Origin of the sequence: Pseudomaricurvus sp., assembly GCF_965662505.1 — a bacterium.
Taxonomy (GTDB): Bacteria; Pseudomonadota; Gammaproteobacteria; order Pseudomonadales; family Cellvibrionaceae; genus Pseudomaricurvus.
The window spans coordinates 1-10,517 of the sequence record NZ_CBFIHX010000121.1 but is presented as its reverse complement, the minus strand read 5'-3'; the positions used below and the strand labels follow the sequence as shown (position 1 = coordinate 10,517).

7 protein-coding genes are annotated in these 10,517 nt (G+C 52.7%); 2 read left to right on the top strand and 5 right to left on the bottom strand.

Annotation, left to right across the window (positions count from 1 at the left end; all coding sequences use genetic code 11):
• Window positions 1-1,128, bottom strand: a 1,128-nt coding sequence (locus ACTG33_RS14140) for a sigma-54-dependent transcriptional regulator (protein WP_439135873.1), incomplete at its 3' end; no start/stop codon positions are given.
• A gap of 28 nt (window positions 1,129-1,156) precedes the next feature.
• The gene (locus tag ACTG33_RS14135; RefSeq protein WP_439135872.1) at window positions 1,157-2,800 is read right to left on the bottom strand and encodes a two-component system sensor histidine kinase NtrB; all 1,644 of its coding nucleotides are present in this window, start codon (window positions 2,798-2,800) and stop codon (window positions 1,157-1,159) included.
• Window positions 2,801-2,997: 197 nt separating this feature from the next.
• On the opposite strand from ACTG33_RS14135, the gene ACTG33_RS14130 reads away from it, so the two are divergent.
• Window positions 2,998-4,626, top strand: a complete 1,629-nt coding sequence (locus ACTG33_RS14130; protein WP_439135871.1) for an NAD+ synthase — start codon at window positions 2,998-3,000, stop codon at window positions 4,624-4,626.
• A gap of 134 nt (window positions 4,627-4,760) precedes the next feature.
• On the opposite strand, the gene ACTG33_RS14125 is transcribed toward ACTG33_RS14130, so the two are convergent.
• The gene (locus ACTG33_RS14125; RefSeq protein ID WP_439135870.1) at window positions 4,761-5,252 is read right to left on the bottom strand and encodes a hypothetical protein; all 492 of its coding nucleotides are present in this window, start codon (window positions 5,250-5,252) and stop codon (window positions 4,761-4,763) included.
• Window positions 5,253-5,567: 315 nt separating this feature from the next.
• On the opposite strand from ACTG33_RS14125, the gene ACTG33_RS14120 reads away from it, so the two are divergent.
• Window positions 5,568-6,374 (top strand): SDR family oxidoreductase, encoded by an 807-nt coding sequence (locus ACTG33_RS14120; protein ID WP_439135869.1) that lies wholly within the window; start codon window positions 5,568-5,570, stop codon window positions 6,372-6,374.
• Between the two features lie 83 nt (window positions 6,375-6,457).
• On the opposite strand, the gene ACTG33_RS14115 is transcribed toward ACTG33_RS14120, so the two are convergent.
• Together ACTG33_RS14115 and ACTG33_RS14110 are read right to left on the bottom strand one after the other, a co-directional pair.
• Window positions 6,458-8,959: a TonB-dependent receptor gene (locus ACTG33_RS14115; RefSeq protein WP_439135868.1), complete on the bottom strand. Its 2,502-nt coding sequence runs from the start codon at window positions 8,957-8,959 to the stop codon at window positions 6,458-6,460.
• Window positions 8,960-9,268: 309 nt separating this feature from the next.
• Window positions 9,269-10,517 (bottom strand): ATP-binding protein (locus tag ACTG33_RS14110; RefSeq protein ID WP_439135867.1); only part of this gene is annotated, 1,249 nt, incomplete at its 5' end.

Genomic DNA, 10,517 nt, shown 5'->3' with positions numbered 1-10,517 from the left:
GTCGCAGAGGGTAAAGGCGCGCTCGAGGATGTTCTCCAATTCCCGGACATTGCCTGGGAATGGGTAGTTTTTTAAGGCTGTTAAGCTGTTCTTGGCGAGTGCCGGTGTGGGCATGCCGCAGTCATCAGCGAAGCGCTGGAGAAAGTGGTTGGCCAGCAATTCGATGTCGTCTTGTCGGTCGCGCAACGGCGGTATATTAATCTGGATGACGTTGATGCGGTAGTAAAGGTCGTTGCGGAAATGTTCGCGCTGGACTTCTTGCGCGAGGTCTTTGTGGGTGGCGCTTAGGACTCGGATGTCCACGGGGATTTCGTGGTCGGAGCCGATGGGCCGTACGGCTTTTTCCTGAATGGCGCGCAGGAGTTTGACCTGCATATCCAGAGGTAAATCGGCCACTTCATCCAGGAACAGGGTGCCGCCGTTGGCTGCCTGGAACAGCCCTTGTTTGTCGCCGGAGGCTCCGGTAAAACTGCCTTTTTTGTGACCAAAGAACTCGCTTTCCATCAACTCTTTGGGGATGGCGCCACAGTTAACGGGGATAAACGGGCCATCGGACCGCCCACCTTGATAGTGGATAGCGCGAGCCACCAGCTCTTTACCGGTGCCGGATTCACCGCTTATGTAGACGGGAGCCTGGCTGCGGGAAACCTTGAGGATTTTTTGTCGCAAGCTTTCAATGTTCTGGGTTTTCCCCAGCAAGGGTGGGCTGTTGTCGGATTGCGAATCCTGATTGGCGGTAAGGCGCAGTGCGGTATTGATTAAGCTGCGTAAATGCTCCAGTTCAACAGGTTTGGAGAGGAAATCAAAAGCGCCGGCTTTCATCGCAGAAATGGCGGTGTCCATGTTGCCGTGTGCGGTAAATACTGCGACAGGAAGCTGAGCGTGGTTCTTCTGCATCCACTTCACCAGTTCGATACCGTCGCCGTCAGGCAGACGCAGATCAGTGAGGCAGACGCTGTAGGTGTTGTTGTTCAGGTACTCCATTCCCTCTTTGACGCTTGCCGCGCAATCGACCTCGATGCCCATGCGCGAGAGGGTAATGTCCAGAAGTTCCCGGATATCCGGTTCGTCGTCGATGATCAGCGCTTGGGTCGTCGTACTCATGGCTTTTGTATTCGGTGTGCTCATGGTGTTGTCGGTGTACTCATAGGAAGGCTTAAAACATCCTGTCCGGGTGAGAGAAATCTATGCGAAAGCAGCTCTTTCCGTCGGTATCCCGACAATAGCTGATCGCAGCGTGGTTAGCCTCACACAGTTCTCTGGAAAGATAGAGTCCAAGCCCCGAACCTGTCGCTTCAGTGGTGTAAAAAGGCTCGAAAATATGTGATTGACCATCTTCGGGGATCCCATCGCCATCGTCAATAACCAGCAGGAATGGAAGCTCTGTTGTGGTATCGATACCAAGCTTGAGTGTGACATGTGCGTCTCCCGTCGCCTGCTGACTGTAGCGCAGGCCATTGTCGATAAGATTGGTCATCACCTGACTTAAGTGACTGAGATCAATGCGGGTGTGGGCGTTGCGGTTGAGTTCTTTTAAATCGATGTTGACGTGATCCGAGCTGTTTTCCTGGAAATCACTGATAAAGCTTTGCAGCCATTGGCGCAGATCGATCTGCTCAGGCTTGGTGGGACGTCGGCGAGAGAGCTGCAGCACGTTTTCAATGATCTGATTTACCCGCTGGGCATTGGTCTCAATGATCTCGGTCAGGCGGCGATCGGCTTTATCCAGAGCTGGAGACTCGCCTAACAGTTGGCCTGCGTGGCTGATGGCGCCCAGTGGATTGCGGATCTCGTGTGCAATACTGGCGGTCAGTCGTCCCAGAGAGGCCAGTTTGATGCTTTGGGCTTCGCGATTGAGGCTGCGGGTGTCCTCGACGAAAATCAGTGTTCTGGAAGAGTGATCGTTATCAGTGTCTACCTCGGTGGTCAGATCGGCAAAGCGCAAGCGTACTTCGTTATTACTGTTGTCTGGCTTTAGGTTGGGCACGCTGGCCTGACGGTGTTGTTGCCACTGTGTTAACCGGGTTTCCAATTCTTCCATGTCATTGAGTCGAAGCGGCTGGCCGTTCTGAGGCCAGTTGAGCAATTGAGTAGCGGATTGATTGATCAGGTCCACAGAGCCCGACGGGTCGGTGACGACGATGCCGGTTTGCATTCGTTCTACAATGAGTTGGGCCAATCGCTGCAAGTGGGCGGCGTGTTCTGCTTGCGCTGTGGCTTCAGCGGCACTGGCTCGCAATTTACCGCTGAGATAATTAAACAGCAGCGAGCAGGCGAACAGGATGATCCCGAGGGTTCCCGCTGCAAACAGACTGCGGTTGTCGCCAGCAGAAGTTTGCATCATGTACAGCGCCTGAGACAAGACCAGTAGCGAGCTCAGTGCTGCCAGAGCAGTACTGGCCTGGTTATTCAGACAGATGCCACCGGTGGCTGCGGTTACCAGCAGTAAAAAGCCGAGGCCACTGGTCAGGCCGCCACTGGCGTGCATCAAGAGAACCAGAGCGACGATGTCGACAAACAGAATGACAAAAATCTGTTCGTTATTGGGCGAGAAGCGGCGGCGCCAGAGGATTATCAGGGTCAGAATGTTGACGACTGCGTAGCTGGTTGAGGTGGCCACAAACAACTCTGGAACCTGCTCCCCGAGGATGTTCGGGGCCAGCCGGGAGAAAAACATCAGCAACAACAGAAAACTCAATCCGACCCGGTAGTAGGCGTAGATTTTTAACAGCGGGTAATTGATGTCGTTTGGGGGGATCTTGGCCGCTGGAGGGACGTGGTCAGGGGGTGCGTTTGTCATGTTTATTTTGCTTAATCCGTTGGATTATCCGAAAATAGCCCATCCTCGCCGATGGCTACCCTAAATCACTGCTTGCAGAGTACAGATTCTGCCACATTGTCAGTCTATTAGCTGGCAAGGTCAGTGAGATTGTGAGTCTGCCATGCATTTGGCAGGGGGTCGTTGTTGAAAAAGAGTCATTCCGGAGTTAAAAAAATATGCCAACCCTAAAGATTGTCATGGCCCAGGTAAACCCTTTAGTGGGGGATATCCAGGGAAATACCGAGCTGGTGATTGATACTGTACGTCAGGCCGAGTCCGAGCACAGCGCCGACATCGTTATCTTTCCTGAGCTGACTCTGACGGGTTACCCACCGGAAGATTTGTTGTTGCGTGAAAGCCTTGAATTGCGCATCAATCGCGCTCTGGAGGCAATTTGCAGTGCCTCTCTGCAGGCCGCGGTGGTTGTGGGTTACCCACGTTCCATGGCAGGCCGTGTATTTAATATGGCTGGTGTGATTGACGGTGGTGAAATTACCGCTGAGTACGCCAAGCAGCACCTTCCCAACTACAAGGTGTTCGATGAAAAACGCTACTTTGTCTCCGGGGATAGCCCGTGCATCGTACGTTTAAAGGGCATCAAGGCGGCCATCACCATCTGTGAAGACATCTGGCAGGTGGAACCTATGCATCAGGCCAAGCAGGCCGGTGCTCAGCTGATGCTGAACATCAATGCTTCGCCTTTCCATATCGGTAAAATTAATGAGCGTCGTGAACTGCTTCACGACCGCGCCCGTGAAGGACAGATGCCTATCCTGTATGTGAATCAGGTGGTTGGGCAGGATGAGCTGGTTTTTGATGGTGCCTCCATGGTAGTGGATGCCGAAGGGGAAACCCGGGTGCAGGCGCCCTGTTATGAAGAATTATTACTGCCAGTGACGATGGATGTCAGTGGAGGAGAGTGCATCGTTCGCGATGGTACTGTGACCTCCGAACCTGAGCGTCTGGCCAGTGTTTATCAGGCGTTGGTGCTTTGTGTGCGCGACTACGTTAACAAGAACGGCTTCAAAGGTGTCGTCTTGGGGCTTTCCGGCGGGATCGATTCAGCGCTGACTCTGGCCATTGCGGTGGACGCTCTGGGCAAGGATCGGGTCGAGGCGATTATGATGCCGTTCCGTTATACCTCCGATCTGAGTAAAAATGACGCTGCAGATGAAGCTCAGCGCCTTGGTGTTAACTATCAGTCGATTTCAATTGAGCCGATGTTCGAGTCCTTTATGACAGCGCTCGAGGGTGAGTTCGCGGGCACACTGCGCGATACCACCGAAGAGAATCTTCAGGCCCGTTGTCGCGGTGTGGTACTGATGGCCATCTCCAATAAAAAGGGCTATCTGGTTCTGACCACAGGCAATAAGAGCGAAATGGCGGTGGGCTATTCCACCCTGTATGGCGATATGGCCGGTGGTTTCGACGTGCTCAAGGATGTCCCCAAAGTACTGGTGTTTGAGCTGTCCCGTTATCGCAACACCATTGAAGAGGTGATTCCGGTCAGTGTGATTGAGCGTCCGCCATCAGCTGAGCTGGCTCCGGATCAGAAAGATGAGGACAGCCTGCCGCCTTACGAGGATCTGGATCGCATTCTGGAGCTGTATGTGGAGCGCGATTTCAGTGCGACTGCGATCATCGCCGAAGGGTTTGATACCGATGTGGTTCATCGCGTGTTGCGCCTGGTGGATGTCAATGAATACAAGCGTCGGCAAGCGCCTGTGGGGCCGAGGATCACTGAGCGTGGCTTTGGTCGGGATCGTCGTTATCCGATCACCAATGGCTGGAAAATTGGGGATTGATTGGATTGCCTCGTTGATACAAGCAAGACACAAAAAAAGCGCCATACGGCGCTTTTTTTGTGTCTGTCTAAACTGGTCTAACTCATCACAGGTCTACTTCATTGAGTAGAAGAGACGTTAAGACAGAACCGCCATTATTGACCTGCAGCGGTAGCCGGTGCGTCACTGATACCACTGATGATGGACGAGGCCACCATGTCTTCCTGAAAGCCGGCGTTCAGAGCCAGCGTTTGTACATCCGCAGCCAGTCCCGGGCGCTCGGATACCACGGCGCTGATCAGTTCTGACACTTGATGGTCATCCATGCCGTTCAGTAGGGCATCCAATTCGTTCAACATCTGACCGTTATCTGTCGCTTTGATCGTCTCGTTGGCATTGGCCAGAGCAATGGACAGATCGGCCTGAGCCACGCTGGCAGACAGTTGATTGATGGCATCTTGCGTTTGTACTTCGCGGATGGCCTGGTTTGCTCCGGCAACAGACAGAGCCAGTTCGGCGCTGGCGACGCTGCCGCTCAAGGCGTTCAGAGCTTGTTGTGCATCAGATCGGGTCTCGGCCTGAGCGCTGGTCAGAGGAAGGGCAAAGCAGATACTTAGGGCAAACAGGGAAGATTTAACGTTCATCATAGTCGGATCTCATCTACGCAAAGGATTATTTTGATTGATTTTTGAGCGTTTGGCAGATTCTATCGGGTTATATGGCATGTTGCAATTAGCGACATTGACCCCCTGCTTATCTTTCCTGACTCAGGTTCAAGCTCCAGTTCCAGACTACACTTATCTCATCCACAGGCGGAGATGATTAAGTTACGCAGCAAGGCGCCTGAATAACCTGAGTTCTCAATGACCTGGGTTCTGAATAACCTGAGTTCTCAATAACCTAAGTTCTGAAAAACCTAAGCATCAAGACACCTGAAGAATAAAATGCAACAGGAGAGCGGTATGGCTATAACACTGGATTTTACCGGTAAAACGGTGGTGGTGGTGGGCGGGACCAGCGGTATCAACCGCGGTGTCGCAGAAGAGTTTGCCCGTCAGGGGGCCAGAGTGGCGGTTGCAAGCCGATCACAGGATAAGGTGGATGATACGGTGAAATGCCTTCAGGCACTGGGTGCTGAAGCGATGGGGTTCAGTGCTGATGTGCGCAATCCGGAAGCCATCGTGGCGGGTCTGGCTGAAGTGCATCAGGCATTTGGTGATTTCGATGTGCTGGTATCGGGTGCTGCGGGGAATTTTCCGGCAACGGCCAAGGGCATGTCCACCAATGCGTTCAAGGCCGTGGTCGAGATAGACCTGCTGGGCACCTTTCATGTGATGAAGGGGGCTTACGAGTATCTGAAAAAACCGGGCGCCAGTGTGATTAACATCTCGGCACCCCAGGCTTTTCTGCCGATGATGGCACAATCCCACGTCTGTGCTGCCAAGGCGGGGGTCGATATGGTGACGCGGACTCTGGCGATGGAGTGGGGGCCCGAAGGCATTCGCATCAATTCTGTGGTGCCGGGGCCTATCGATAAAACGGAGGGTATGGATCGACTGGCGCCGACGGAAGAGCTACGGCAGCTGACGGTAGATTCTGTGCCTTTAAAACGGATGGGTGAAACCACGGACATTGCCAATGCCTGTTTGTTTTTGGGATCGGATATGGCGACCTACGTCAGTGGAGTGATTCTACCGGTGGATGGAGGTTGGTCCCAGGGTGGTTGTGGCGGTATGAGCCACGCCCTGATGGGGTTTGCGTCGATGTGATTGTGAGAGGTGCAAGTCGGCAAGCCATAAAAAAACCGGCTTATAAAGCCGGTTTTTTTGTTAGGACACTGATTTAGAAAAAATCAGAACCGGTAGGTGACATCCAGACCGTACATCCGTGGCAGACGACGAGCCACGGTGTATGAACCAAGAGCTCCACCCGGGCCGACAAAATCACGAATATCTTCTTCGTCGGTCAGGTTGTTGACCCACAGAGACGCGGACCAGCTATCACTGGCGCTGTTAAAGGTAGCGCGGGCATTGATGCGGTCGTAAGAGTCCAGTCGATCACGGAACGAACCGTCTGCTTCATCCACCCAGCTGTAGTCAGCGCGAAGTACCAGATCACCAGCCGAATCAAACGGGATGGTGTATTCCGTCATCAGGTAGAAACTGTTCTCGGGAGTGTTTGTTAACGACTCGCCGGTCTCGTCTTCTTCGTTGAGGATTACGTCATAACCGGTGATTTCAGTTTTGATGTAACTGTAGTTGGCGGATACAAACCATTGATCGGTGACAGACCAGTACAGCTCCATATCCACACCCTTGCCTTCGGCATCCAGCGTGGTGATGTTATAGCTTGGAATTGGAGAACCGATCAGATTCAGATCTTGCTTGTTGTCGTACTGGTAGAAGTAAGCGGAGGCGTTAAAGCGCATTTTGCCGTCCATAAACTCGCTTTTATAGCCCAGCTCGTAGTTGGTCACTTCTTCCTGATCAAAGGAAGGTTCGACACCGGGGCCAAAGCTCAGACTGTTGAAACCGCCGGACTTAAAGCCAGTGGCTACAGAACCGTACACCAGGGTGCCGTCGTCAAACATGTAATCCACTACAAAACGGCCGGACAGTGCGCCCCAGTCATCGCTGTATTTTTGTGGAACATTGCCGCCATCAAGGCCGTTATTGTAAAAGAACAGACCCATGGGTTGAGGTTGGCTAGTCAGTGGATTTATAAAAAGATAGTTATTTGGGTTATAGCCAGTATCTACGGTAAATTCTTTCTCGTCGTAGGTGTAACGAAGGCCGGCGGTAATGTTCAGGTTCTCAGTTACTGAGTAGGTCGCATCGCCGTAAATGGCGGTGCTTTCATAAGTGCCGGTATTGTGTACCGATTCCATCCAGTTCGGGTCTTCGGTGAGATTGCCCTGAATGTCTGGCAGCAGGGTAAATGGGTCTAGCCCCGTGAGTCCGCCGAGGAACTGAGCCAAAGACAAGCCTTGTACGCCATTAGCGTCTTCAAGCGCGCGTACGCTGTTGACGACCTCAGCAATTTGTTTGTCGGTGGAATTGTTGTCTAAGCCCAGCACAGCGCCTGGGAAACCAAATGGCGCAAAGGCGTCAATATTGTCAAGCAGGCCAGAGAAAATAGCGAAATTCTCCAGCGTGCTGGTATTGGAAATGACATCGGTGGTGTGATCTACGTGCTCGCGGCTGTAGGTGGCACCCAGAGTCCATTTCAAATTCTCGGTGTCACCGGTCAGGCGGAATTCCTGACTGAACTGATCCTGGTCGTCGATGTTTTCTGAGGCGAAGTAGTGGCCGGGGTCAGAAGAGCCATCTTCATCGTTAATGAAGTTCACATTCATACTGCGCCAGGCCGTCAGGGATGTGAACGTGGCGTTATCGAAGAAATAATTAAATTCCAGTGAGGTACCAAACAGGTCACGCTCTTCCAGCGATTGTACGTCCGTACTGATGTCGCCATACAGATCGTAGGGCTCATCATAGACTCCGGCGTTATAAACGCTCTCTGTGGTGGTGGTGACGGTGCCGGAACCCTGGCTCATATCACTGTATTCACCACGCCAAAGAATTTGAGCCTTGTCATTGGGCTCCCACAAAATGGAGGCGCGGAATGACTGGCGGTCGATATCGTTCAGATCGCGGCCATTGGCGTTTTCCAGATAGCCATCGCGGCGATTAACCGAGCCGCCAACACGAATAGCGAGGGTGTCGGTCAGTGGGGTGTTGTAGCTGAAGTCCAGCTTTTTACGGTCGAAATTACCGAGGCTGCCGGTAACTGAACCCTCTTGTCCTTCAAGTGAAGGCTTCTTGGTGATGTAGTTGATGGCACCGCCTGTGGCGTTGCGACCGAACAGGGTTCCCTGAGGGCCTTTCAGAATTTCAATACGCTCAACATCGTCCAGCGGAATCTCGGCACCGGCACCGCGAGCGGCATAAACGCCGTCTACGTACAGGGCAACGGCTGGATCGGAACCTACGGTGAAGTCGTCAGTCTGAATACCGCGAACATTGTACGCTGGCTGAGTGACGCTCTCGTTGTTCATGGAGACGCCGGCTGTAGCACGACCGAGGTCACTAACAGATTCTGCACCCATCTCTTTCAGGGCATCCCCGCTGAAAGCAGAAATTGAAATAGGAACGGTTTGGAGGTTTTCCTCACGTTTCTGTGCAGTAACGACGACTTCTTCCATCAGGGAAGAAGCGTTGGCTTGCATGACGCTGAAAGGAGAAAGTGCGGCAACCGCAATAGCCAGGGGCAGTGTTTTCAGGGGCAATGATTTCAGGGCGTTTTTCGTCATCGCAACAGGGCTTGTTGCGCTAAGGATGGTTGTATCACTCATGAAGTGGTGCTCTTTTTAGTGTCATTGGTTTTATTGTTCAGACGGCGCTATATATTGTTATTGGTTTGCCATTGGTGATATAGCGTGCCTCGATCCTATCGTTTCATACAAACGATTGAAAGAATAAAGCGTGAACGGCTGGTCATTCTTTTTTGGGTATCAAATACTGGATTGGATAAGCGGGTTTGGATATTGGTAAGCATGAGTATCATGCAGATTGTCGTCCTTGTCTATCTGAGCTGGTTTCGCGGCAGAGTGAGCCCCAGGCAGAAGTCAGTCTTGAAGCAGAAGTTAGTCTCTGGGCAAGAGTTAGTCTCTGGGCAGGCGAATCTGGAATTCAGCTCCGCCCAGCGTCGAGCTGTTTCCGACGTGAATACCGCCGCTGTATGCGCTGACAATATCTGTGGAAACCGCGAGGCCAATGCCCTGCCCGGGTTTTGCGGTATCGGCGCGGGCACCGCGTTGCAGAACGATGTCCAGTTCCTGAGCTTTGATGCCAGCTCCGTTGTCGGCGACCATTATCAACAGATCCTTGTCCTTGTCCAGAGCTGTGATTTCAACACGATCGCGACCGTATTTACAGGCGTTTTCAATCAAATTGCCGAGCAGTTCAAATAGATCCTGACTTTCGATGGGGTAGCGAAGATTGCCGTCGATGTTCAGTTCAAAGTGTATGTTTTTATCTTGATAAACCTTGCTCATGGCGTTGGTCAGTCGCTCGGCAACGGGCCGTATCGCTTGCGGCGTGTGGCGTTTCTGACTGGTTTGCAGAACCGCACGCTGTAACTGGTGACGAATAATGCCGGACATGTGTTCCAGTTGTTCGTTGGCGAGCTGAGTATTCATGTCCGTGCGTTGCAGCTCTCCCTGTACGATCGCCAAAGGTGTTTTCAGGCTGTGGGCCAGATCCCCCAGTGTGTTGCGGTAGCGTTCGCGTTGTTGCTGTTCGTGTTGCAACACTTCATTCAGACTGTCGGTGACCGGGGTGATTTCGTCGGGGTAGTCTCCTGCCAGACGCGATTGCTCACCGAGAGACAGGCGCTTCAGTTCTTTCGCCAGACGTTTTAAAGGGCTCAAACCCCAGCGCATAATAATGACCTGAATCGTCAATAAGCCCATCGCGAGAAAGCTCAGGCCGTACCAGAGTTGCTGACGGTACTTTTTCACCTGTTGTTTATACGCTTGCTGACTGTGGTACACCTGAAATCGCAAGGGCAGTGTGGTCTGATCGTTTTCCACCCAGGACAGATCGTAGGTGAGACGAAAATAGTTGCCGGCCGCCTCCATCACCCGCTGATCGGTTCTGAAGTCGATGGCGTTGTAGGGCAGGGTGATGTTGAGGATGCTGATGGATTCGGACTGCCACAGCTGCTTCCAGCTGGTAATGTCTTCGGGCTGTGTTTGCGATGGCGTGCTGACCGTGGCATAGAGGCCGGAATCCACAACGTTGTAACGGGGTTCGTGCAGTTGTTCCGGTAACCACAGTTGTCCATTCTGAACTTCAGCTGCTCCCAGCAGGATGTACAGCTGGCTGTTCAATTGTTCCTGTTCGCTGGTG